The sequence below is a fragment of the Delftia sp. BGA-UO-ETr-SB1 genome (genome assembly GCF_059567865.1).
Genome location: NZ_JCAQOW010000006.1, coordinates 1,689,839 through 1,713,451 on the forward strand (window position 1 = coordinate 1,689,839; position 23,613 = coordinate 1,713,451).

Consider the following 23,613-nt stretch of genomic DNA (forward strand, 5'->3'; position numbering starts at 1 on the left):
GGAGTGGGGATCAGCGGCGGTCGTTGCGCTTGCCCACCTCGTTACCGATCAGTGCACCGGCGGCTGCACCGCCCACGGTGCCCAGCGTGCTGCCGAACAGGGCATCCCCCACGACACCACCGGCCACGGCGCCTACGCCGGTACCGATCTGTGCACTGCTGGGATTGGTGGAACAGCCGGCAGAGAACAGGGCAATGGCTGCTGCGGCGGCAATGGAATAAAGGCGTGTCTTCATGTTCATCTCCTGTGATGGCCTGCCTTGTCGCCGTGAGTGGCGTGTGGCGCAAGCACTGTGTGGAACATGTTTGCATGCTCTCATTCAGGGCTTGCGGCAGCGGTAGGAGATCTGCCCGAGCTGCCGCCGGGCGGCTCGGAAGTGTCGCGTCTTTGCCGTCCGACAGCGGCTGCGGGCGGCATCGCCCGCGGCCTTCGCCCGTGCTCTACGCTCGTGCCTTTTGGCTCTGTCAGACGGAGCGGCTGCGTGCCAGCGGCGGGTTGTGCGCGAAGTAGTTGCGGATGCCGCGCATCAGCGCGTCGGCCAGTTGCACCTGGTAGGCGCTGCTGCGCAGCCGGGCCTCTTCCTCGGGGTTGCTGATGAAGGCGGTTTCCACCAGCACGCTGGGAATGTCGGGCGCCTTGAGCACGGCAAATCCGGCCTGCTCCACGCGCGGCTTGTGCAGCTTGGCCATGTTGCCGATCTCGCCCAGCAGGGCGCCGCCGAGCTTGAGGCTGTCCTTGATCTGGGCCGTGGTGCTCATGTCCAGCAGCATGCGCTGCACATGCTGGTCCTGCGAGCCCATGTTCAGGCCACCGACGATGTCGGACTGGTTTTCCTTGTTGGCCAGCCAGCGCGCGGCCGTGCTGGAGGCGCCCTTGTCGCTGAGCGCAAAGACGCTGGCACCACGCGCGGCCGGCGTGGTGAAGGCGTCGGCGTGGATGCTGATGAACAGGTCGGCCTGCACGCGCCGGGCCTTTTCCACGCGCGTGGCCAGGGGCACGAAGAAGTCGGCGTCGCGCGTCATGAAGGCGCGCATGGGGCTGCCGCCGATGCGGGTGTCGTTGATGCGGTCGCGCAGCAGGTGGGCGATCTTGAGCACCACGTCCTTTTCGCGCGTGCCGCTGGGGCCGGTGGCGCCGGGGTCCTCGCCGCCGTGGCCGGGGTCCAGCGCCACGATGATGATGCGGTCGGTCTGGCGCGAGGTGGCGATGTTGGGCGCGGCGATCGGGGCAGGGGCCGGAACGGGCGCAGGCGCGGGAGGGCGGGGCGCCGGGGCCGGAGCGGCTGGGGAAGGTGCCTGTGCCACCACGGCGGGCGGTGCAGGCGTCTTGCCGCCGGAGCCGCTGCTGTGCTGGGCGATCAGGTCGCCCAACGGGTCGGGGGCTGGCGCCGTGGGGCCTGAGGGCCGGGGCAGCGGTGGTGGAGGCGGCGGCGGTGCCGATGCGACAGCGGTATCGTCGCCGGAGGCATCGCGCAGGCGCTCGCTGATCAGCGCCTCCAGCGGGTCCACGGCCTTGGCGGGGTACAGGTCGAACACCAGCCTGTGCTTGTAGGCCGCCACGGGCTGCAGCGTGAAGACCTGGGGCTTGGCGGGCTGCTTGAGATCGATCACCAGGCGCACCACGCTGGGCGAGTTCTGGCCCACGCGTATGGAGGCGATGTTGGGATCGTCGGAGCGGACCTTGGCCACCAGTTCACGCAGCGCGGGATTGAGGTCGATGCCCTCGATGTCCACGGCCAGCCGCGGGGGCTGGTCCACGAAGAACTGCTTGGCAGCCAGCGGCCGGTCGGACTCAATGGTCACTCGCGTGTATTCGGGCGCGGGCCAGACGCGCACGGCCACGATGGTGGCGCCGTGCGCGATGTGCTGGCGGCCCAGCAGCAGCACGATGGAGCCCGCCTGCAAAAGATTGCGGCGCGACAGGCCGGACGGATAGGAGGAGGAGTTGGCGTCGCTCATGCCTTGAGTGCTTGGATCACGGCGCGTCCGACGGGCGTGCCGGCGAGCAAGGTCACCTGGCGCTGCGTCTCGTCGATTGCTTCGATATGAATAGCTATATCTGCCGCAGGCGTAAGCGCTGCGGCCTTTTCGGGCCATTCTGCCAGCTTGAGACCGGGGCTGGCGAAAATATCGCGAAATCCTGCATCCTCCCACTCGCGCGGATCATCGAAGCGGTAGAAGTCGAAGTGCCAGATGGCCAGGTCCGGCGCCTCATGCGGCTCCACCACGGCATAGGTGGGGCTTTTGATGCGGCCCTGCACACCCAGTGCGCGCAGCCAGTGCCGCACCAGCGTGGTCTTGCCTGCGCCCAGGTCGCCGTGCAGCGTGACGTAGGCGTTGCGCAGCGCGGGATGGTCTGCAAGCTGCTGCGCAAACCGCTGCGTGTCTTCCTCGCTGCCCCATATCCAGCGACGGCCCGCAGTTTCCGCATCCTGCGGCTGGGCGCTTTCTACAATCGAGGGAGTATGTTGTGCAGCAGTCAATTGGTTCCTTTGATGCAAGGCTGGGCCCGCGAACTGGGATTTTCCCAAATTGGCGTGGCCGGCGTGGATTTGTCTTCTGCGGAGCCGGGTTTGATGCAGTGGCTGGCCCAAGGGTTCCATGGCGAGATGGACTATATGCAGGCCCACGGCCTGCGCCGCGCCCGGCCTGCCGAGCTGGTGCCGGGCACGGTCAGCGTGATCACGGCGCGCATGGACTATCTGCCGCGCGACACGCCTGCCGATGCGCCGGGCGCCTGGCAAGCGGTGGAGTGGGCGCGGCTGCAGCGGCCCGACGAGGGCATTGTCTCCGTCTATGCCCGGGGGCGCGACTATCACAAGGTGCTGCGTAACCGGCTGCAGAAGCTGGCCGAGCGCATTGCACAGGAAGTCGGCCCCTTCGGGCACCGCGCCTTCACCGATTCCGCGCCCGTGCTGGAGGCCGAGCTGGCCCGGCGCAGCGGCCAGGGCTGGCGCGGCAAGCACACGCTGGTGCTCAATCGCGAAGCGGGCTCCATGTTCTTCCTGGGCGAGATCTATGTGGACCTTGCGCTGGAGCCCACGGCGCCGGTGACCGCGCACTGCGGCAGCTGCGCGGCCTGCATCACGGCCTGCCCCACGGGCGCCATCGTGGCGCCGCACCGGGTGGACGCGCGGCGCTGCATCTCCTATCTGACCATCGAGCATGCGGGCGCCATTCCCGAGGAGCTGCGGCCGCTGATGGCCAATCGCATCTATGGCTGCGACGACTGCCAGCTGGCCTGCCCCTGGAACAAGTTCGCCCAGCCCAGCCGCCTGCCCGACTTCGATGCGCGCGAGGCCCTGTCCGGCGGGCAGCTGGTGCACTTCTTTGCCTGGGACGAGCCGACCTTTCTGCGCCTGACCGAAGGCAGCCCCATCCGGCGCATAGGCCATGCGCGCTGGCTGCGCAATGTGGCCGTGGCGCTGGGCAATGCCTGGCGTGAAACCGGCAACGCGGCGTTGCAGCAGGCGCTGGCCAGCCGCGCCGAACATCCGGACGCTCTGGTGCGCGAGCACGTGGCCTGGGCGCTGTCGCAAAGATCGGATTGAGCTGATAAGACCAGGGCGCTTGTGTGTGAAACAATTGTTGCGCTCTGTCGGAGTGCCCCCCGGCGGCCTGTTGCGGGCCACTGCCCTTGAAGGCGCGGGGCCTGTGTGACTCAACATGATGTTTGATATGCGCGCAAAGCCTCCCCGCAGCCTGTCCCGCCTGCTGAACGCAGAACCGCTGACCCAGACCACGGTGGCCGTCTGGGTGGGCCTGTGCTGCGTGCTGCTGGCCACGGTGGCGTACTGGACGGTGCTGGTGGACAGCCACCGCACGCAGCGCAGCTTTACCGAGTCCCAGTCCTGGCTGCGGGTGGGGCAAATGTCGCATGCGGTGTCGGTGCAGGTGCAGACCCTGCTGTCCGGCCTGGACTACACCATGCGCGGGCTGGAGTCCGACTTTGCCGATGGCGATGTCGACGGGTTCCGGCGTGCCGTGCAGACCACGTTCGACGCCTACCCGGCCGGCACCTTCCTGCAGATCGCCGTGGCCGACGAGAAAGGGGACATCGTGTACTCCAACCTCCAGCAGGAAGCGGAGACGCGGGCTGCCAAGGTCTCCATCCGGGACCGCGAGCATTTCCAGGTGCATGCCAACCGCGAGAACATGGGCATGTTCATCGGCCGCCCCGTGCAGGGGCGTGTCTCGCACAAATGGACCATACAGCTGAGCCGCGCGCTGTACCGCCAGGGGCAGTTCTCGGGCGTGCTGGTGCTGTCGCTGTCGCCCGAATACATCTCGCGCTATTTCCAGTCCATCTTCGATGGCGCCAACGACGTCATCCTGCTGCTGCGCTCCGATGGCGCCTACCTGGCGCGCTCGCAGGGGCAGGAGCAGGTGATGGGCCGCTCGGTCTCCGATGTGCGCGTGGCGCTGTTTGCACCGGCCCTGGAGCGCGGCACCTACGAGGCCGAATCGTCCGTCGATGGCGTGCAGCGCATGTATGCCTGGAGCCGGGTGGAGGGCTATCCGCTGATCGTCAGTGCAGGGCTGGACAAGAAAGCCATCTTCGAGTCGCTGGAGGCATCGCTGGAGCGCGGCCTGCTGCGCAACGGCATAGGCACGGCCGTGCTGCTGCTGGGCATGCTGCTGACGCTGTGGCTGGCGCGCCAGCGCCAGCTCAGCGAGCGCATGCGGCTGCAGGGTGAGCGGCGCTTCGCGCGGCTGGCGCAGGAGGTGCCGGGCGGGCTGTTCCAGTTCCGCATAGGCGCGGATGGACAGTTCCGGTTCCCTTTCACCAGCCCCGGATTCTTCGAACTGCATGGCGCCAAGGCCGATGCCGCCAGGTTTGCCGACCATGAACTGCTCAAGCGGGTCCACCCCGAGGATTTGCCGGCCCTGGCGGCCTCGGTGCAGGCCAGCGTGGGCAGCAAGGGTGTCTGGGAGCACAAGTATCGCGTCTACGGCCCTGCAGGCGAGCTGCGCTGGCTGCATGGTCACGCCCGGCCGCAGCAGGAGGAAGACGGCTCCCTGCTGTGGCATGGCTATGTGCACGATGTGACGCAGGACCAGGCCATGCAGGAATCCATACGCCACAGCGAGGAACGCCTGCGTCTGACCGTGGGCGCCGTGCGCGACGGCCTGTGGCAGTGGGACTGCCGCAGCGGCCATGTGGAATGGGATGCCCGCTGCTACCAGATGCTGGGCTTCGAGGCCGCGCAGTTCCCCATGACCTATGACGCCTTCTGCGCCATGGTCCATCCCTCGGACAGGGCGCGGATGCTGGCGCGGCTGCAGCGCCATGCCGAGGCCGGTGCCGACTTCCGCGTGGAGATGCGGCTGCGCAGCTCGGCCGACAGCTGGCTGTGGGTGGAGTCGCGTGGCGAAATCACCCAGCGTGATGCCGACGGCAAGCCCGTGCGCATGCTGGGGACGCACACCGACATACAGCAGCGCGTGGAGCAGTCCCGGCTCATCAAGGCCTTGCTGGACCGGGGAAGCGCCCTGATCGTCATGGCCGGTCCCCAGCGCGAAATCCTCTATGCCAACGAGCGCGCGGTGCAGACCTTCGAGATCGAGACAGACCGGCTGCCCGGCGGCGTGAACTTTCGCGCCCTGCATGTCAGCGACGAGAGCTTCGAGCGCTTCGGCCAGCTCTACGCACAGCTGAACGCACGCGGCACGGTGCGCACGGAATGGATTTTGCGCATGCCTTCGGGCTCGGGCCACTGGTTCGACATGCAGGGCTCGCTGCTGGACCCCGACGAGGACGACGGCCGCGTCATCTGGACCATGATCGATACCGACGCGCGCCGGCGCGCCGAGACCGCGTTGGCCGAGACCCAGCACCGGCTGGAAGCCATCATCGACCGCTTTCCCGCAGGCATTCTGGTCACCGACGCCCAGGGCCGCCAGGTGCTGGCCGCCAACCGCATGCTGGCGGCCGCGCTGCGGCTGGACATGGCGCCTGCCGCCCTGGTGGGGCTGGGCATGCCGGCGCTGATCCAGCTGCTGCCGCCTTCGGTGGCTGGCGTGCTCAGTGCCGGGCCCGTGGCTGGCCGGTCCCTGCATGCGCTGCCCGACGACCACTATGTGGAGATCGAGGGCATGCAGCTGCGCGACGGTGACCGCTCCATCGGCCACTGCTGGGTCTTCCACGACGCGACGGAGCGGCAGCAGCGCGAATCCCAGCTGGAGACCCTGGCGCTGACCGACGCGCTGACCGGCATTCCCAACCGCCGCGCCTTCATGGAGCGGCTGGCGATGGAGCTGGACCATCTGCGCAGCGGACTGGTGGCGCACTCCACGCTGATCATGCTGGACATAGACCACTTCAAGCAGGTGAACGACGGCTACGGCCATGCGGTGGGCGATATCGTGCTCAAGGAGCTGCTGGCCTCGGTGGCGCAGGAAATGCGCAAGGAAGACATGGTGGGCCGGCTGGGCGGCGAGGAGTTTGCCGTGCTGCTGTCCGACACCGATGCCGAGGTGGGCCTGCGCCGCGCCGAAAGCCTGCGCGAAACCGTTGCCGCGCGCGCCATCGATGCGGGCCTGGCCGGCGACCTGCGCATCACCATCAGCCTGGGCGTGTACGAGCTGCAGCGCAGCGATGCCTCGGCCCAGGGCTGCCTGGAGCGTGCCGACGCAGCGCTGTACTACTCCAAGCGCAACGGCCGCAACCAGTCCACGCTGTGGAGCGAGCGGCTGCCTGCCATCGCGCGCTGATACGCGCTGATCCGGCTGGTGCGGGCTGGTGCGGGCTGGTGCGGCGCACAGGCCTAGGAATTCACCCCGGTGAATTTTCAGAATCATCCAATGGCCTGATCGGGCCGCAATCCCGAAAATCCTGGGTTCATGCTGTCGCGTGGACCTGCCGCCTCTTGCCTGGCCCCAACACTCGGGTGCGGCCGACTCTCCGTGCAACCCATCACAAAAAGAGGCTGCGCGCCGAGCGCAGGGCGAGGAATGTATGACGTACAACCGCTGGTCCACGGTGCATATCGCGCCGCTTTCGCGAGCGCAGTTCTGGAGCGATGCCAGCCGCGAGGCGCAGATGCCGCACACGCCCTTGGTCGCGCAGCCCGAGCGCTTCGAGGCCGTGCTGACATCGCGCGGCGTGGGCGCGGTGGTGCTCAACCGCATCCAGATGGCGGCCGAACATGGCATGGAGCGCCTGCATGACGATGGCCAGCGCGCAGGCCCGCCCTGCCTGCTGTGCGTGCTCTATGCCAAAGGTGGAGCCCAGGTATTCGCACCGGATGCACCTGACGTACCTGACCTGTCGGACGTGCTGGACGTACCGGATGCCTCGGCGTCATCCGGGGAACCGGGCATGGCGGTTGCGGGCAGGAGGCTGCAGGCGCAACCCGGCCAGCTGTTCCTGCTGGACGAGCGGCGCGGCTACCGCATCTGGCAGAAAGAGGCCGTGGACCTGGTGGTGCTGGCAGTGCCGCTGGCACTGATCGATCCGCGTGGCGGCCTGGCTTCGCAACTGCTGGCACGCAGCCTGCCCGACTGTGCATCGCTTCAACTGCTGGTTCAGCAGATGCAATTGCTGGCCGCGTGGCAGGACCCCTTGCCCGAGGCCGAATCCGCCAGGCTGTCCGACTTGGTCATCAACACCGTGAAGACCGTGCTGCAGGCCAGCGCCGACATGGCGACGGCCCGACCCGGCGCGCCCATGCACGTGCTGTTGCGCAGGGTGCGCCAGCTCATTGCCCGCCAGTACCCGGACCCGGCGCTGGGGCCCGAGCGCGTGGCGTCCAGGCTGGGGCTGTCCGTGCGCTCGCTGCAATCCCAGCTGTCGCGCGAAGGCACCAGCCTCAGCGCCGAACTCATGGCCTATCGCCTGGAGCGCGCCCATGCGCTGCTGCGTGGCACGGAGCCGGGAACGCTGGGCATTGCGGAGATCTCGCAGCACTGCGGTTTCAGCTCACCCGCGCATTTTTCCCGGCGGTTCAGGGCACGCTACGGCAGCACGCCGCTGGGGCTGCTGCGGGATGCGGAGGGCGGGCAGGGGGCCTAGGCAGGCTGGGTGGCGCCACTCCCGGCGTGGCGTGCGCAGATCAGGCCGAGGATTTCGAACATCATCTGCGCGCCCGCATGGGCGGTGTTGGTGGTGGCGTCGTAGGCTGGAGACACCTCGACCACATCGCCGCCCACGATGTGGATGCCGGCCAGGCCGCGCACCATGGCCTGTGCCTCACGCACGGTGAGACCACCGACCTCGGGCGTGCCCGTGCCGGGCGCAAAGGCCGGGTCCAGGCAGTCGATGTCGAAGGAGACGTAGACGGGCGCATCGCCCACCACCTCGCGTGCGCGGGCAATGACGCCGTCCACGCCCAGCGCGGGAATGTCTTCGGCATGGATCACGGTCATGCCCGACTCATAGGAAAACTCCCAGAGATATTCGGCCGCGCCGCGTATGCCGATCTGAATGGTCCGCGTGGGGTCGAGCACGCCGTCCAGCACGGCCTGACGAAACGGGCCGCCGTGGTGGAAGCGGCTGCCGTCGAAGGGGCCGCCGGTATCGCAGTGGGCATCGAAGTGGACCAGGGCCAGTGGCCGGTCGCGGCCCAGCGCCCGCAGTATGGGCAGGGTGATGGAGTGGTCTCCGCCCGCAGACAGCGGAATCACGCCGGCCGCATGGATCTTCGCGAAGGTCGACTCTATGTCGCGGTGCGACTGCTCTAGGCTGTAGCGGCTGGACAGCGGCACGTCGCCGATGTCCGCCACGCGCAGCTCGCGTGTGGGAGCGGATCGAAGCACATGGTTGTAGGGGCCCACGCGTTCGATGGAACGCAGGGCCCGGGGGCCGAAGCGGCAGCCGCTGCGGTTGCTGATGCCCAGGTCCATGGGCACGCCGATCAGCGCGGCCTGGAGGTCGCCAAAATCCGGGCGGCTCCAGTCCATGGGACGCATGGGCGCGTCCAGCAGCGTGGGCATGCCTGCGTAGGGCGCGTTGCGCGTGCCGCTGGCGTCGATGATGTGGGCGGCCACGGCGCGGAAATGCGGGTCGTGGATCACGGACTCGTTGGCGCCGCCGAAGCGTGCGCGCAGCGCCTGCAGCCTGTCTGGTGTGAAAAGCGTCATGTCGTCTCCGATTCAGTGCCGTGATCAGGATTGAATGCCCGACAGCGAACGCTGCTGCGTGCGCTGCGCCAGGCTGATGAGGATGAAGCTGGCCGTGCTCACGGCCAGGCTGGCATAGATGGGCGTGTTGGCGGCCAGGCCGTCCCTGACCATGAAGGCGACGGCCGTGGTGCAGCCCAGCAGCATGCTGGCGATGGCGCCCGCCGTGGTGGCCCGGCGCCAGTAGATGGCGCCGATCAGCGGCACCAGCATGCCGCCCACCAGCAGGTTGTAGGCGGTGGTCAGGGCATTGAGCACATCGTCCACCACCAGGGCGATGCCGAGCACGGCCAGCCCCACCAGCAGCGTCAGCAGCCGGTGCCAGCGCACATCGACCAGCGGCCGGCCGCCCCGCAGCAGGGGCACGAGGTCCTCGGCCAGCACGGTGGAGCCGGCCAGCATGGCGGCGCTGGCGGTGGACATCATGGCCGCCAGTGCGGCAGCGATCACCAGGCCGCGGATGCCGTCCGGCAGGCTGGCCTGCACGATGGCGGCAAAGGCATTGTTGGCGTTGTCCAGGTCCGGCAGCAGCACGCGCGCTGTCATGCCCACCAGGGCGCCGACCAGTCCGTAGACCACGCAGTACACGCCGGCGAGGCTGCCCGCCACGGCGGCCACCCGTTCGCTGCGGGCCGTGAACACGCGCTGCCACACGTCCTGGCCGATCATGATTCCGAAGAAATAGATGACGAAGTAGGTGGCAATGGTGTCCCAGCCGATGTGGGTGACATCGAAGCTGGACGCAGGCAGCCGTGCAACCAGCTGGTCCCAGCCACCCACGCGGTACAGGCAGATGGGCAGCAGGATCAGCATCAGGCCCGCGGTCTTGATCACGAACTGCACGATGTCCGTCAGCGTCAGCGACCACATGCCGCCCACGGCCGAGTAGATGACCACGACGCCCCCGCCCACCAGGATGGAGATCCACAGCGGCAGGTCGAACAGCACCTGCATCACGGTGCCGATGGCGATCACCGACGTGGCCGCCAGCATCAGCGAGTAGGCCAGCATCACCAGGGCACTGGCCTGCTTGGTGCGGGCGCTGTAGCGCCGCTCCAGCACCTGGGTCACGGTGCAGATGCGCAGCCTGAGCAGGGGCTTGGCCAGGAACAGGTTGAGCACCAGCAGGCCCGCGCCCAGCGCCGCGCAAAGCCAGAATCCGGAGATGCCGTACACATAGCCCAGGCGCACCGTGCCCACGGTGCTGGCGCCGCCTATCACCGTGGCGGCCATGGTGCCCATGTACAGGCCTGGCCCAAGGTTGCGGCCGGCCACGAGAAAGTCCTCCTGCGTCTTCGCGCGGCGCATGCCGTACCAGCCCAGCAGCAGCATGGCTGCCGCGTAGATCACCACGACCGAGATATCGAGCAACATGGTTTGTCTCCCTTTTGTTGCGGCCCTGTTGGCAGGAGCCTCTTGGAACAGCGGTATCCATGGAAGTGAATTCCCTGGCCCGCCCCTCTTGTTCTGTATTGCAGTCCCTCTTTGTTCAATCCAGATGTGCTGCAACAGCCGTGGATGCTAGACAGCAGCCCGGATTGCATCCATTTCAAGTTCCATTTACAAACATCGACAAGAATCGATCTTTTCCGAGTGAAAACCCCATGCTCCATACCGTTTCAGATCTGGACCTGCGGCTGCTGCGCGTGTTTCTGGCCATCGTTGACGCGGGCGGCGTGTCGGCGGCGCAGGCCAGCCTCGGCGTAGGGCAGTCCACGCTCAGCAGTCAGCTGTCCACACTGGAGACGCGGCTGGGTTTCAGTTTGTGCGAACGCGGGCGCGGCGGCTTTCGCCTGACGGCCAAGGGCCGGCGCTTCGTCGATATGGCTCGCACGGCCCTGCAGGGACTGGAAGGCTTCAGTGCGCAGGCGCGCAACATGCACCGGCAGCTGGTCGGCAGCCTGGCCATCGGCCTGATCGGCAATGCACCCATGGAATACAACGCGTTGATGGGGCGGGCCATACAGCGCTTTCGCCAGCGCGACGAGGCCGTGCGCCTGTCTGTGCTGGTGCGCGGGCCGCGCGAGCTGGAAGAGATGCTGCTGCGCGACGAACTCCAGGTCGCGGTGGGCTATTTCCTGCACCGCGCGCCAGCGCTGGAATACACGCTGCTGTTCAGCGAAAGGCAGGTGGCCTATTGCAGTGCCAGCCATCCCTTTGCCGCACGCGCGGGCCGCATCGGCGCGCAGGAGGCGGGCGAGGCCGACTGGACCTGGCGCACCTATCCGCTGCCGCAGGCACCGCTGACGGGGCGCCCGCGCCATGTCACCTCAGAGGCGGACAACATGGAGGCGGCCGCCATCCTCATCCTGTCAGGCGCCCACCTGGGCTACCTGCCAGAGCACTACGCGGCGCCCTATGTGGCTGCCGGCCTGCTGCATGCGCTGGACGAATCCCTCTTCAGCTATGACGTGGACATCACCATGGTGGCCAAGAAGCGCGCACGCCAGGATGACATCACGGCCGCCTTCACGGACGACATGCGTGCCGTGCTGTAGGGGCGCCGCGGCACCGCGGCATCAGTACTGCAGCAGGCTCAGCGCAAACGGCAGGCTGAGCACGCCCAGCAGCGTGGACAGCGTGACCAGCCCCGCCACATATGAGCCGTTGTAGCCCATGCGCGCGGCCAGCACATAGCACGACGATGCGGTGGGCAGGGCCGAGAAGGCCATGAGGATCAGCGCCTGCGCACCGCTCAGGCCAAACGCCCGCACCATGGCATAGGCGATCAGCGGCTGCACCAGATGCCGCACGGCCAGCAGGCACACGGCCAGCAGCTTGCCGGCGGCCAGCGCGCCGAACTGCATGCCTGCGCCGGCCGACATCAGGCCCAGCGCGATGGAGGCTGCGCCTATGCGGGAGATCGACGGCTCGATCAGCGCGGGCAGCTTCAGCCCCAGCGCGCTGAACACCAGGCCCGACAGCGTGCCCACGATCAGCGGATTGCGCACCAGCTGCCCCAGGAAATGCTGGTTGCTGCCGCGCGCCATGGGCCAGACGGCCGCGATATTGCACAGCGGCACGCTCACGCCGATCAGCACCGAGATGAACAGCAGGCCCTCAGGCCCCGCCAGCCGGCTGGCCAGCGCCAGGCCGATGAAGGAGTTGAAGCGAAACGCCACCTGCACGGCGCCGGCATGCTCGCGTGTGTCGATCCGGCCGCGCAGGCCCGGCCACCAGGGCAGGCTGTAGGCTAGGCCGATGCCGACCAGGGCCGCGCACACGCCAGCGGCCAGCAAGTGGGAGGTGGCACCCCAGTCCACCGGGCTCTTGACGATGGAGTGGAACAGCAGCACCGGGAACAGCAGGTAGTACACCAGCGCCTCCACTGCCTGCCAGACCGTGCGGTTGAGCTGTGTGAAGCGGCACAGCACGTAGCCAAGCACGATGAGCGAAAAATCGGGGAAGAGCAGCACGGCGTAGTTCACGGGGGCAGAGCATAAGCGCAACCCCGCAGTCGCCGCGTCTCCCGAGAAACCATGGCGCGAGGCTAGGGGTAAACACCGGGAAATCAGTGCTGCGACAAACTGTGACAACCGGGCCCCGGGCCTTAGCATCGCTGGGGTCCACACAGCCGATCCGAAAGCGCAGGTCCTGACGACCGTCAAGCGCGCAGCGGGCTCCAGGCCCCACCATGGCTGTTCCGTGGCAGCGTTTGCGAGCCTTCGTTTCGCAGACCATCCATCCGCAGGCACGGCCTTGCGGATGTCCATGAAACCTTCTTCGTCAACACGACCCCCAAAAGGAGATCTTGTATGAATCGTCGCAGCTGGATGGGCCTGACCCTGGTCCTCGCAAGCACCGGAGCCCTGGCCCAGGCCTATCCCACCAAGCCGATCAAGCTGGTGGTGCCCTTCGCCCCCGGTGGCACGACCGACATCATCGCCCGCGTGATCGCCGAACCCCTGACCAAGGAACTGGGCCAGCCCGTGGTGGTGGACAATCGCGGCGGTGGCGGTGGCGTCATCGGCGCCATGGAAACCGCGCGCTCGCAGCCCGATGGCTACAGCCTGGGCATCGCCACGGTTTCGACCACGGCGACCAACCCCGCGATCAATCCCAAGATCTCGTACAACACGCTGACGGACTTCACGCCCATCATCAACGTGGCGGCCACGCCCAACGTGATCGCGGTGAACCCCAAGTTCCCCGCCAAGGACTACAAGAGCTTCGAGGCCGAACTCAAGAAGTCCCAGGGCAAGTACTCCTATGCCTCCTCGGGCACGGGCGGCATCCAGCACATGCTGATGGAGCTGTACAAGAGCCTGACCAACACCTTCGTCACCCACATCCCCTACCGCGGTGCGGGCCCTGCGCTCAACGACGTGGTGGCGGGCCAGGTGCCCATGGTGCTGGACAACCTGCCCTCGGCCCTGCCGTTCATCAAGGACAACCGCTTGGTGCCCATCGTGGTGGCCGCGCCCCAGCGCCTGGCCGTGCTGCCCAATGTGCCCACCTTCAAGGAAGTGGGCCTGGAGCCGGTGAACCGTATGGCCTACTACGGCATCCTGGGCCCCAAGAACATGCCCAAGGACGTGGTGGACAAGATCAATGCCGCCGTGCGCAAGGTGCTGCAGGACCCGGCCGTGCGCAAGCGCATCGAGGACACGGGCTCCCTGGTCATCGGCAACTCGCCTGAAGAGTTCGCCAAGCAGATCAAGGACGAGTACGAGACCTACAAGAAGGTGGTTGCTCAGCAGAAACTCACGCTGGAGTAAGCACCGCCTTGAGCGGTTGGCTCGGAACCCGAGGCTCCTTGCGGACCTCGGGTTTTTTCGTTGTAGGCTTGATGGGATGTCCCAAGTGCCTGTTGCTTCCATCGCTTCCCCATCGGCTGCCGAATCCGAATCTGCTGCCGATCCGGCATCCTGGCCGGCGCCGCTGCCGGCCAGCCTGGATGCGCTGGACCTGTTCATGGATGCGCTGCTGCTGGAGGACGGGCTGTCGCGCAATACGCTGGCGGCCTATCGCCGGGATCTGACGGCCTGGGGGCGGTGGCTGGCGCACCAGCAGCCGCCGCTGGCGCTGGATGCGGCGGGCGAGCTGGAGCTGCAGGGCTATTTCGCGGTGCGGGTGGAGCAGACCAAGGCCAGCTCTTCCAACCGGCGGCTGACGGTGCTGCGCCGCTACTACCACTGGGCGCTGCGCGAGCAGCGCATTGCCGCCGATCCCACGGCACGCATGCTGGCGGCCCGGCAGCCGCCGCGCGTGCCGCATACGCTGACGCAGGCGCAGGTGGAGGCACTGCTCAGGGCGCCCGATGTCGATACGCCACTGGGCCTGCGTGACCGCGCCATGCTGGAGCTGATGTATGCCAGCGGCCTGCGCGTGAGCGAGCTGGTGGATCTGCCCTTGCATGGCATCGATCTGCGCTCGGGCGTATTGCGCGTGACGGGCAAGGGGCAAAAGGAAAGGCTGGTGCCCTTCGGCCAGGAGGCGCACTGGTGGCTGGAGCGCTACCTGGCCACGGCGCGCGGTGCCATCCTGGGCGGGCAGCGCAGCGATGCGGTCTTCGTGACCCAGCGCGGAGCGGCCATGAGCCGCGTGATGTTCTGGGTCATCGTCAAGCGCTGCGCGCAGGTTGCGGGCGTGACGGCACCGCTGTCGCCGCACACGCTGCGCCATGCCTTCGCCACCCACCTGCTCAACCATGGCGCAGACCTGCGCGTGGTGCAGATGCTGCTGGGCCATGCCGACATCTCCACCACCACCATCTACACCCATGTGGCACGCGAGCGGCTCAAGGCATTGCACGCTTTGCACCATCCGCGTGGTTGATTGGATGTGGAGGGTTCGCCGGTTTGGGTGTTTCCGCCGTTGAAATCGTCGAAGTGGCAAAGCCTGTCCCGGGGATATGCGCTTTGCAGAACAATCACCGCCGTGTTCGATGTGTTTCTGCGGAGTTTTCGATGACTGATTTCCTGCGCCGGCATGTGCTGGTGACTTCCATGCTGGCGGCGACGGTCGCTGCTGCGGCCATGCCGATGTCCGCGTCGGCCGCCGATGCCGCCTGGCCCAGCCGGCCCATCCGCGTGGTGGTTTCCTATCCGGCCGGTGGCGTCAGCGACGTGGTGGCGCGCGCCCTGGGCGAGAAGCTGGCCGCCCGCCTGGGCCAGCCCGTGGTGGTGGACAACAAGGCCGGCGCCGGCGGCGCCATCGGCCTGGACCTGGTGGCCAAGGCCGCACCTGATGGCTATACGCTGGGCTTTTCCTCCATCAGCCCGCTGACGCTGAGCCCGCACCTGGGCAAGCCGCTGTTCGATCCGCAGCGCGATCTCGTGCCCGTGACCAGCGTGATGTATTCGCCCGTGCTGCTGCTGGGCACGGCCCGCTCCACGGCGCCCGATTTCAAGGCACTGGTGGCGCAGGCCAAGGCCCAGCCCGGCGAAGTCCGTTGGGCCACGGCAGGCCTGGCTTCGCTGGGCCACATCATGCTCGAGCAGATCATGTATGCCTCGCAGGCCAAGATCACGCACATTCCCTACAAGGGCGGCGGCCAGCAGCTCAATGATGGCCTGAGCGCCCAGTTCGAGGTGCTCTCCACCAACGCCGGGCCGGCCGTGCTGCAGCACATCAAGGCGGGCAAGTTCAAGGCCCTGGCCGTGGGTGCTCCCCAGCGCCTGGAGTCGCTGCCCGGAGTGCCCACGCTGGCCGAGTTGGGCTACAAGAGCGCCAACATGACCTCGGTGTTCGGCATCTTCGCGCCCGCAGGAACGCCCGCGCCCGTGCTGCAAAGGCTCAATGCCGAGATCAACCAGGTGCTGACCCAGCCCGACATGCGTGCCAAGCTGGAGGCCACCGACAACGTGGCCACGGGCGGCAAGGCCGAGGATTTCGCGCGCCAGATCGAGGCCGAGTCCCAGTCCAACGCGCGCATCATCCAGGCTGCAGGCATCAAGCTGAACTGATACCGCTGCGGCGCGTGGCATGCAAAAAGGGCTTGCGGCTTCCCGGCCGCAAGCCCTTTGCCATGGTGGCTGGCCCGTTCAGACCGTGGCGTCGTCCGCCGTGAGGTTGTCGGCCCAGGCCAGGGCCTGCAGGTGCGCCCAGTTGACCTGGTGGTTGGACAGCTGCAAGGCGTTGGCGGCGCGCGCAAAGCCTTCGTCGTCGCCGCTTTCGCAGGCGCGCGTCAGCTCCAGGAAGGGCGCGAACACGCCCTTGTTGTGCACCAGCGCATCGATCACGGGCTGGGGCAGGGCGATGGATTCCAGCGCCTTTTCCATGGGCTGGCCCAGCATCACGTCCAGCAGCGAGAACACGCCCACCACGAAGGCGTTGTCGCATTCCTCGGGCGAGAGCAGCTCGGCCGTCAGCAGCTCCATCAGGCGTCCGCGCACCACGGCGGTCTGGCCCACGGCCGGCGGCGTGCCGCCCGCGCGCGAGGTGGTCAGCAGCAGCGCGGCCCAGCGGAACAGCTTCTTGAGGCCCAGGATCATCACCGCGTGGCGGAACGAGGTGATCTCGCAGGACAGGCCGAATCCCGAGGAGTTGATGAAGCGCAGCAGGTTGAAGGACAGCGTGGGGTCCTTCTTGAGCAGGGCCTCGATCTCGTCCGTGCTGGCCTGCTGGCGCACCAGGTTGATCAGCTGGATGATGGTGGCCTGCGTGGGGCGGATGGTGCGCGCCTGCACCAGCTGCGGCTGGGCGAACCAGAAGCCCTGGAACAGCCGCACGCCCAGGTCGCGCATGCGCTCGAACTGCTCGGAGGTCTCGACCTTTTCGGCCACGATCTGGGCATTGGTATGGGCGCGCGCGAAATTCACCAGGGTCTCGGCATCGGCCAGTGCAAAGGTCTGCATGTCCAGCTTGATGAATGCGGCCGCAGGCAGCCAGCTGGCATAGGCGCGGCGCAGCAGGTGCTGGTTGAAGGCCAGGCGGAAACCGCGCTGGCGCAGGGCCTGGAAGGTGGGCAGGCGCTCTTCGATATCGGCTGTGGTGGCGTTCTCGCCCAGCGTGGTCACTTCCAGCACCACCTTGTCGGGGTGGATCAGTTCCAGGTGGCCACCGGCCAGGCTGTCATGCGTGCAGTTGATGAAGACCGTCTTCTTGCCCACCAGCGCCTCGGCTCCCGCATACGACAGTGCGTTGAACAGCAGGGCGGCATCGGAGGCCGCCGTGTGCGCATGCTGGGCTGTGGAGCGATCGAAGAGTTCATAGCCGAAGACATCGCGCGCCTCGTTGACGATGGCCTGGCGCGCAATGACGGCCACCTGTCCGTCCTCCACTCCTTCTGGCAGGGGTGGTGGCGGAGCGGAGGAGTTGTCGTTGGTAGTCATTTGGAAGCTGAGAAAGATGAAGGAGCGGCGGCGTTGAGTTGCGTGCGATAGCTCATGACTATAGCGAGCTGTCTGCCAGTTGATCGGTCCAGGCCAGGGCCTGCAGATGGGCCCAGTTGATCTGCTGGCTGCTCAGGCGCAGTGCGTCTGCGCTGCGGTTGAAGGCTGCGTCGTCGCTGGCTTCGCAGGCCTGGGCCAGGATCAGCAGCTCGCCCAGCACGCCTTCACGGCGCAGCACGGCGGCGGAGACGGCATCGGGCACGGGGATCAGGCTCATGGCCACGTCCTGCGGCAGGTCCAGCATGCTGCCCAGCAGCGAGAAGATGCCGACGACGAAGGCCTGGTCGGAGTCTTCCTCGCTCAGCGATTCCTGGGCCAGCAGCTCCATCAGCCGCCCGCGGATCACGGCGGTCTGGCCGATGGCCGGCGGCGGGCCGCCGTTGCGCGATGCGGTCAGCAGCATGGCCGCCCAGCGGAACAGCTTCTTGAGACCCATGAGCATCACGGCCTGGCGGAAGGAGGTGATCTCGCGTTGCACGCCAAAACCCACGGAATTGATCAGGCGCATCAGGTTGAACGCCAGGCCCGCATCCTTCTTGAGCACATCCTCGATGGCATCGGTGCTGGCCTGCTGACGCACCAGATTCAGCAGCTGGACGATGCTTTGCTGCGAGGGCGACAGCAGCTTGGTGCGCACCACCGTGGGCCGCGCAAACCAGAAGCCCTGGAACAGCTGAATGCCCAGGCGGCCCACCTGTTCATGCTGCTGGGCGCTTTCCACCTTCTCGGCGATCAGCTCGGCGCGCGTGTGGCGGCCGGCGAAGTTGACCAGCACGGCCAACTGGTCAGGGGCCAGCACGGACAGGTCGAACTTGATGTAGTCGGCCAGGGGCAGCCAGGCCGCATAGGCGGACTCCAGCACCGTGTGATTGAAGGCCAGGTTGAAGCCGCGCGCGCGCAGATTGCTGAGGATGGGCAGGCGGGCCTGCACCTCTTGCTGTGCGGCCAGGCCCAGCGGCGGGATCTCCAGCACCACCTTGTCGGGGTTGAGCAGCTCCAGATGCCCGCCGGCCAGGCTTTCATGCGTGCAGTTGACGAACATCAACTTGGTGCCGACCAGGTCCTCTTCGCCGGCATGCGACAGGGCCGTGAACACCAGGGACACGTCCGACGCCGCCGTATGGTCCGGGTAGGCGCGAGAACGGTTGAAAAGCTCGTAGCCGATGATCTGCTGCACCCCGTTGACGATGGCCTGGCGCGCGATCATTCCCCGGTCTGTGGACGCGGGGCTGGCCGCAGGGGCATCGTTGAAGAGATGGACAGGCAATTCGGTCATGGAGTGTTCGGTCGAAGAGGCACGGTAAGCAGCAGATCTGATTGTAGGAATGTTCTGAATAAATATGCCGACAGGCAGTGTCTGCTGGGACAAGTCCGATTGCGGAGTCGGACCCATCCTAGTTTGTAAACCATTGTGCGGCCATGCGGACGGGACGGGCCCGTCCGCGCGGCTGCGGCAGTCTTTCTTCAGACCTGCTGCAGCCAGGCCAGTTCGGTATCGGTGAAGCCAGCGGCGCGGCGTGCGCGCTCGTTGAAGGGCGGGCGCAGGCGCGGTGCCTCGTAGCGCTGCGTCAGGTGCTGGTAGTGCGCCTCCGGCTCCAGGCCTTCACGCTCGCACAGCCAGCGGTACCAGTGGTTGCCTATGGCCACGTGGCCCACTTCCTCGCGCAGGATGATGTCGAGGATGTCCACGGCCGCCAGCGCATCGGGCGCGCGCGTGTTGCGCAGCTTGTTCTGTATCTGGGGCGTGGCGTCCAGGCCCCGTGCCTCCAGCGTGCGCGGCACCAGGGCCATGCGGGCCACCACGTCATGGGCGGTCTTCTCGCACATGGTCCACAGGCCCTGGTGGGCCGGGAAATCGCCATAGTCATGGCCCAGGTGCGCGCGCAGATGCTCGCGCAGCAGGCGAAAGTGCTTGGCCTCCTCGGCGGCCACCTGCAGCCAGTCCAGGTAGTACTGCTGCGGCATGCCGTCAAAGCGCCAGACGGCATCCAGCGCCAGATTGATGGCGTTGAACTCGATGTGGGCAATGGCGTGGATCAGCACGGCCCGGCCTTCGGGCGTGGCCGGCGAGCGCCTTGCAACGGCAGTGTGGTGGCGCAGCTCGGGCCGCAGCGGGCGGCCCGGCAGGTCCGGTGCGGGATCGGGCAGGGCCGGTGCCTGCGCTGCTATTGAATAAAGCGCCTGCCGTGCATACATGTCCAACGCGGCGGCGGCCTTTTCTTCGGGGTCCGGGAGGCACAAAACCTCAAGGGCGCGGTGACGTAACTCCATCCCTACAATTCTAGGTTTCCTGCCATCACCAATAATTGACGGAGACAAAGACCCATGGCGATTTATGAACTGGATGGAGTGGCCCCTGAAGTGGCGGCATCGGCCTGGGTGGCCGACAGCGCCGAGGTGATGGGCAATGTGCAGCTGGCCGAAGACGCCAGCATCTGGTTCGGCGCCGTGCTGCGCGGCGACTGCGAGAGCATTTCCATCGGCGAGGGAAGCAACATCCAGGACGCCAGCGTGCTGCATGCCGACCTGGGCAAGCCGCTGGTCGTGGGGCGCCATGTGACCGTGGGCCACCAGGTCATGCTGCATGGCTGCACCATCGGCGACGAGTCGCTGATCGGCATCGGTGCCGTGGTGCTCAACGGCGCGAAGATCGGCAGGAACTGCCTGGTCGGCGCAGGTGCCCTCATCACCGAGGGCAAGGAATTTCCCGATGGCTCGATGATCATCGGCAGCCCGGCCAAGGCCGTGCGCCAATTGACGCCCGAGCAGATCGAAGGCTTGCGCCGCAGCGCCCAACACTATGTCGATAATGCGCGCCGGTTCAAGACCGGGCTGCGCAAGCTGGGCTGAGCGAGGCCCGGCACTTTTTTACGGAATCCATCAGCGTGTCTGAACTGCATAAATTCATCTTCGAAGGCCTGCCCGTGCGCGGCTCCATCGTCCGCCTCACCGACGCCTGGCAGGAAATCCTGCAACGCCGCGCGGGCAACGGCGAGACCGGCGCCTACCCCGCCGCCGTGCGCGAACTGCTGGGCGAAATGGCGGCTGCCGGCGTGCTCATGCAGTCCAACATCAAGTTCAACGGCGCCCTGGTCTTCCAGGTCATGGGCGACGGCCCGGTCAAGCTGGCCGTGGCCGAGGTGCAGTCCGACTTCGGCCTGCGCGCCACCGCCACCCTGATCGGGGAGGCGCCCGAAGGCGCCACGCTGGAGCAATTGCTCAATGTGAACGGTGGTGGCCGCTGCGCCATCACGCTGGACCCCAAGGGACGCCAGCCGGGCCAGCAGCCCTACCAGGGCGTGGTGCCGCTGCAGGATGCGCAAGGCCGCAGGTTCTCCAAGGTGTCCGATGCACTGCAGCACTACATGCTGCAGTCCGAGCAGCTGGACACCGTGCTGGTGCTGGCCGCCAATGACCAGTTGGCTGCCGGCCTGCTGATCCAGCGCATGCCGGTCAAGGGCGAGGCCAACCTGGCCTCCGCGACTGAAAGCGAGCAATCGGGCCAGGACGCCATCGGCCTGAACGAGGACTACAACCGCATCGCCACGCTGGCCGCCAGCCTGACGCGCGACGAACTGCTCACGCTGGATGTGGAAACCATCCTGCGGCGCCTGTTCTGGGAAGAGAAGCTGATGCGCTTCGTCCCCCAGCAGGACGAAGAGCGCCCGCGCTTTGCCTGCACCTGCAGCCGTGAGCGCGTGGGGGCCATGCTGGTGTCGCTGGGCATTGAAGAGGTGGACAGCATCCTGGAGGAGCGCGGCAATATCGAGGTGGGCTGCGACTTCTGCGGCAAGCAGTACGAGTTCGATCCCATTGATGCCGCCCAGCTGTTCACCGAGGCCGGCAAACAGCCGCCGACCTCGACGAACGTTCAGTAAATACGCTCGGAGTCAGTCTCGCCCGCTGCGCAGCGCGTCGAACAATCGCCGCTCGCAGTCCGGGTCGCTGCATTGCTCGCAGCCGTAGGGGCGAAGGCGGGCGCTGCGTTGCGCGGGGCTTGCGGGCAGCCAGGACCAGTCCATTTGCGGAGCCTTGAGCCTGAGCGACTCGGCCAGCTGTTGCCATTGCCGGGCGGTATTGCCGTAGAGCACCACGTAGTCGCGCGACTGGCCTTGCAATTGGTCGCGCCAATGCTGGAGCTGAGCGGCAGGGCCATTGCTCACCCCTTCGTGCTCGGTGACGGAGGCTCTCCAATCCAGTCCCAGCAGGTAGACGGCCCCATGTTCCGGCAGAGACTGCCCCGGCTCGGCCGCCAGGCATTGCCAGTCAGCAGGAGATGCTCCGTGGTGCCGCCAGGCCTGGCGCAGTGCATGGGCCATGGAAAGCGCGAGCGCGGGCGGCGATCCCAGAAGAATCACCGGGGGCGGGGGCAAGCGGTCTGTGTCCAAGTACCTGTCTCGGCTTGCGCGCGGGCCCGGTTAAGGGGCGCAGGCGCCTTGTTGCAAAAGCACAAGGCCGGCATGAAGCCGGCCTTGGTGCAAAAAATCCCAACCCTCAGCGCCGCACGATCTGCACGAAGATCTCGTTGGGCTTGACCATGCCCAGCTCGCTGCGGGCCTTTTCCTCGACCATGGCCAGGCCGTCCTTGAGGTCGTTGACTTCGGAGGCCAGGCGGTCGTTCTCGGCCTTTTCCAGGGCATTGGCCACGTTCTGGTCGTGGATCTGCTGCTGCAGTTCCTTGACGTAGGCCACGCTGCCATGGCCCAGCCACAACTGCGCGTGCACGGCGGCGAGCAGGGCGAGCAGGACAAGGGGGACGACGCGGTTGACCATGGCAGCAGATGTTGCGGAAAGGAAAAAGGCTTGCAGGCCGGATGGCTTGCAAGCCTAACGCTTTTCAGCGCAGGTTGTAGAAAGCCTCGCGGCCGGGGTAGTGGGCGATGTCACCCAGGTCTTCCTCGATGCGCAGCAGCTGGTTGTACTTGGCGATGCGGTCCGAACGGCTCAGCGAGCCGGTCTTGATCTGGCCGGCATTGGTGCCCACGGAGATGTCGGCAATCGTCGAATCCTCGGTTTCACCCGAGCGGTGCGAGATCACGGCCGTGTAGCCTGCGCGCTTGGCCATTTCGATGGCGGCGAAGGTTTCGGTCAGTGTGCCGATCTGGTTGATCTTGATCAGGATGGAGTTGGCGATCTTCTTGTCGATGCCTTCCTTCAGGATCTTGGTGTTGGTGACGAACAGGTCGTCGCCCACCAGCTGGACCTTGGCGGCCAGGCGGTCGGTCAGGATCTTCCAGCCATCCCAGTCGCCTTCGGCCATGCCGTCCTCGATGGAGATGATGGGGTACTTGTCGCACCAGCCGGCCAGCATGTCGGTCCACTGGGTGGCGGTCAGCGTCAGGTTGCCTTCACCGGCCAGCACGTACATGCCGTCCTTGTGGAACTCGCTGGCGGCGCAGTCCAGGCCCAGAGCGATCTGTTCGCCGGCCTTGTAGCCTGCGTTTTCGATGGCCTGCAGGATCAGTTGGATGGCGGCTTCGTGGTTTTCCACGGAAGGCGCAAAACCGCCTTCGTCGCCCACGGCCGTGCTCATGCCCTTGTCGTGGATGATCTTCTTGAGCGCGTGGAAGACTTCGGCACCCCAGCGCACGGCTTCGCGGAACGAAGGCGCGCCCACGGGGATGATCATGAATTCCTGCAGGTCCAGGCTGTTGTTGGCGTGCGCGCCGCCGTTGATGACGTTCATCATCGGCACGGGCAGCTGCATGCCACCCATGCCGCCCAGGTAGCGGTACAGCGGCAGGCCGGCCTCTTCGGCAGCGGCGCGGGCCACGGCCATGGAGACGGCCAGCATGGCGTTGGCGCCCAGGCGGCCCTTGTTGTCGGTGCCGTCCAGGTCGATCAGGGTCTTGTCCAGGAAGGCCTGCTCGGAGGCGTCCAGGCCCAGCACGGCTTCGGAGATTTCGGTGTTGATGTGCTCGACTGCCTTGAGCACGCCCTTGCCCAGGTAGCGGCTCTTGTCGCCGTCACGCAGCTCGATGGCTTCGCGCGAGCCGGTGGACGCGCCAGAAGGCACGGCGGCACGGCCCATCACGCCCGATTCCAGCAGCACGTCGCACTCGACGGTGGGGTTGCCGCGGCTGTCCAGCACTTCGCGGCCTACGATGTCAACGATTGCACTCAATTTTTCACCTCTTGTCAGAGAGTTGGAGAATACG

At 66.8% G+C, this 23,613-nt stretch carries 21 protein-coding genes; 9 read left to right on the plus strand and 12 right to left on the minus strand.

The window, feature by feature from the left end:
• Nucleotides 1-10: 10 nt before the first annotated feature.
• From AC57B5_RS26420 to tsaE, 3 genes are all read right to left on the minus strand, one after another.
• Nucleotides 11-235 (minus strand): YMGG-like glycine zipper-containing protein, encoded by a 225-nt coding sequence (locus AC57B5_RS26420; RefSeq protein WP_012206927.1) that lies wholly within the window; start codon nucleotides 233-235, stop codon nucleotides 11-13.
• Between the two features lie 229 nt (nucleotides 236-464).
• Nucleotides 465-1,958, minus strand: a complete 1,494-nt coding sequence (locus tag AC57B5_RS26425) for an N-acetylmuramoyl-L-alanine amidase (RefSeq protein ID WP_013801091.1) — start codon at nucleotides 1,956-1,958, stop codon at nucleotides 465-467.
• Nucleotides 1,955-2,482 (minus strand): tRNA (adenosine(37)-N6)-threonylcarbamoyltransferase complex ATPase subunit type 1 TsaE, encoded by a 528-nt coding sequence (tsaE, locus tag AC57B5_RS26430; RefSeq protein WP_034396474.1) that lies wholly within the window; start codon nucleotides 2,480-2,482, stop codon nucleotides 1,955-1,957. The genes AC57B5_RS26425 and tsaE overlap by 4 nt, the downstream gene beginning before the upstream one ends.
• 12 nt (nucleotides 2,483-2,494) lie before the next feature.
• Here tsaE and queG point away from each other — a divergent pair, with 12 nt between their 5' ends.
• The 3 genes from queG (at nucleotide 2,495) to AC57B5_RS26445 (ending at nucleotide 8,013) form a co-directional block, all read left to right on the plus strand.
• The gene (gene queG / locus AC57B5_RS26435; protein ID WP_012206924.1) at nucleotides 2,495-3,550 is read left to right on the plus strand and encodes a tRNA epoxyqueuosine(34) reductase QueG; all 1,056 of its coding nucleotides are present in this window, start codon (nucleotides 2,495-2,497) and stop codon (nucleotides 3,548-3,550) included.
• 115 nt (nucleotides 3,551-3,665) lie between these two features.
• Entirely contained in the window at nucleotides 3,666-6,713 is a 3,048-nt protein-coding gene (locus tag AC57B5_RS26440; RefSeq protein ID WP_492802015.1) for a diguanylate cyclase, read from the plus strand.
• Between the two features lie 244 nt (nucleotides 6,714-6,957).
• Nucleotides 6,958-8,013, plus strand: a complete 1,056-nt coding sequence (locus tag AC57B5_RS26445) for a helix-turn-helix transcriptional regulator (protein ID WP_496400630.1) — start codon at nucleotides 6,958-6,960, stop codon at nucleotides 8,011-8,013.
• Here AC57B5_RS26445 and speB read toward each other — a convergent pair.
• Nucleotides 8,010-9,080, minus strand: a complete 1,071-nt coding sequence (gene speB, locus AC57B5_RS26450) for an agmatinase (protein WP_496400631.1) — start codon at nucleotides 9,078-9,080, stop codon at nucleotides 8,010-8,012. The two genes, AC57B5_RS26445 and speB, sit on opposite strands and share 4 nt — an antisense overlap.
• A gap of 24 nt (nucleotides 9,081-9,104) precedes the next feature.
• Nucleotides 9,105-10,493, minus strand: a complete 1,389-nt coding sequence (locus tag AC57B5_RS26455; RefSeq protein WP_013801096.1) for a sodium:solute symporter family protein — start codon at nucleotides 10,491-10,493, stop codon at nucleotides 9,105-9,107.
• Nucleotides 10,494-10,723: 230 nt separating this feature from the next.
• Here AC57B5_RS26455 and AC57B5_RS26460 point away from each other — a divergent pair, with 230 nt between their 5' ends.
• Nucleotides 10,724-11,617, plus strand: a complete 894-nt coding sequence (locus tag AC57B5_RS26460; protein WP_012206919.1) for a LysR family transcriptional regulator — start codon at nucleotides 10,724-10,726, stop codon at nucleotides 11,615-11,617.
• 21 nt (nucleotides 11,618-11,638) lie between these two features.
• On the opposite strand, the gene AC57B5_RS26465 is transcribed toward AC57B5_RS26460, so the two are convergent.
• Nucleotides 11,639-12,547, minus strand: coding sequence for an AEC family transporter (locus AC57B5_RS26465; RefSeq protein WP_043782648.1), 909 nt, complete (start codon nucleotides 12,545-12,547; stop codon nucleotides 11,639-11,641).
• 327 nt (nucleotides 12,548-12,874) lie between these two features.
• On the opposite strand from AC57B5_RS26465, the gene AC57B5_RS26470 reads away from it, so the two are divergent.
• The 3 genes from AC57B5_RS26470 (at nucleotide 12,875) to AC57B5_RS26480 (ending at nucleotide 16,027) form a co-directional block, all read left to right on the plus strand.
• Nucleotides 12,875-13,837 carry a tripartite tricarboxylate transporter substrate binding protein BugE gene (locus AC57B5_RS26470; RefSeq protein WP_012206917.1) on the plus strand — a complete coding sequence of 321 codons (963 nt, stop codon included), beginning with the start codon at nucleotides 12,875-12,877 and terminating at the stop codon, nucleotides 13,835-13,837.
• Nucleotides 13,838-13,913: 76 nt separating this feature from the next.
• Complete coding sequence (gene xerD / locus AC57B5_RS26475; protein WP_099733030.1) at nucleotides 13,914-14,897, plus strand: site-specific tyrosine recombinase XerD; 984 nt, start codon at nucleotides 13,914-13,916, stop codon at nucleotides 14,895-14,897.
• Nucleotides 14,898-15,028: 131 nt separating this feature from the next.
• Nucleotides 15,029-16,027 carry a Bug family tripartite tricarboxylate transporter substrate binding protein gene (locus tag AC57B5_RS26480; protein ID WP_496400632.1) on the plus strand — a complete coding sequence of 333 codons (999 nt, stop codon included), beginning with the start codon at nucleotides 15,029-15,031 and terminating at the stop codon, nucleotides 16,025-16,027.
• 78 nt (nucleotides 16,028-16,105) lie between these two features.
• On the opposite strand, the gene AC57B5_RS26485 is transcribed toward AC57B5_RS26480, so the two are convergent.
• The 3 genes from AC57B5_RS26485 to AC57B5_RS26495 all read right to left on the minus strand — a co-directional run bounded on the left by AC57B5_RS26485 (nucleotide 16,106) and on the right by AC57B5_RS26495 (nucleotide 19,726).
• Nucleotides 16,106-17,395 carry an EAL and HDOD domain-containing protein gene (locus AC57B5_RS26485; RefSeq protein WP_012206914.1) on the minus strand — a complete coding sequence of 430 codons (1,290 nt, stop codon included), beginning with the start codon at nucleotides 17,393-17,395 and terminating at the stop codon, nucleotides 16,106-16,108.
• A 58-nt stretch (nucleotides 17,396-17,453) separates the two neighbouring features.
• Nucleotides 17,454-18,731, minus strand: a complete 1,278-nt coding sequence (locus AC57B5_RS26490) for an EAL and HDOD domain-containing protein (RefSeq protein ID WP_496400633.1) — start codon at nucleotides 18,729-18,731, stop codon at nucleotides 17,454-17,456.
• Between the two features lie 188 nt (nucleotides 18,732-18,919).
• Entirely contained in the window at nucleotides 18,920-19,726 is an 807-nt protein-coding gene (locus AC57B5_RS26495) for a ferritin-like domain-containing protein (protein WP_013801101.1), read from the minus strand.
• 54 nt (nucleotides 19,727-19,780) lie between these two features.
• On the opposite strand from AC57B5_RS26495, the gene AC57B5_RS26500 reads away from it, so the two are divergent.
• Nucleotides 19,781-20,305, plus strand: coding sequence for a gamma carbonic anhydrase family protein (locus AC57B5_RS26500; RefSeq protein ID WP_012206911.1), 525 nt, complete (start codon nucleotides 19,781-19,783; stop codon nucleotides 20,303-20,305).
• A 35-nt stretch (nucleotides 20,306-20,340) separates the two neighbouring features.
• Nucleotides 20,341-21,333, plus strand: a complete 993-nt coding sequence (hslO, locus tag AC57B5_RS26505) for an Hsp33 family molecular chaperone HslO (protein WP_012206910.1) — start codon at nucleotides 20,341-20,343, stop codon at nucleotides 21,331-21,333.
• A gap of 12 nt (nucleotides 21,334-21,345) precedes the next feature.
• Here the strand turns inward: hslO and AC57B5_RS26510 are convergent, their stop codons facing one another.
• The 3 genes from AC57B5_RS26510 to eno form a co-directional block, all read right to left on the minus strand.
• Nucleotides 21,346-21,774, minus strand: a complete 429-nt coding sequence (locus tag AC57B5_RS26510; protein ID WP_096916760.1) for a hypothetical protein — start codon at nucleotides 21,772-21,774, stop codon at nucleotides 21,346-21,348.
• Between the two features lie 175 nt (nucleotides 21,775-21,949).
• Entirely contained in the window at nucleotides 21,950-22,228 is a 279-nt protein-coding gene (ftsB, locus tag AC57B5_RS26515; RefSeq protein WP_012206908.1) for a cell division protein FtsB, read from the minus strand.
• 64 nt (nucleotides 22,229-22,292) lie between these two features.
• Nucleotides 22,293-23,579, minus strand: coding sequence for a phosphopyruvate hydratase (gene eno / locus AC57B5_RS26520; RefSeq protein ID WP_013801103.1), 1,287 nt, complete (start codon nucleotides 23,577-23,579; stop codon nucleotides 22,293-22,295).
• Nucleotides 23,580-23,613 lie beyond the last annotated feature (34 nt).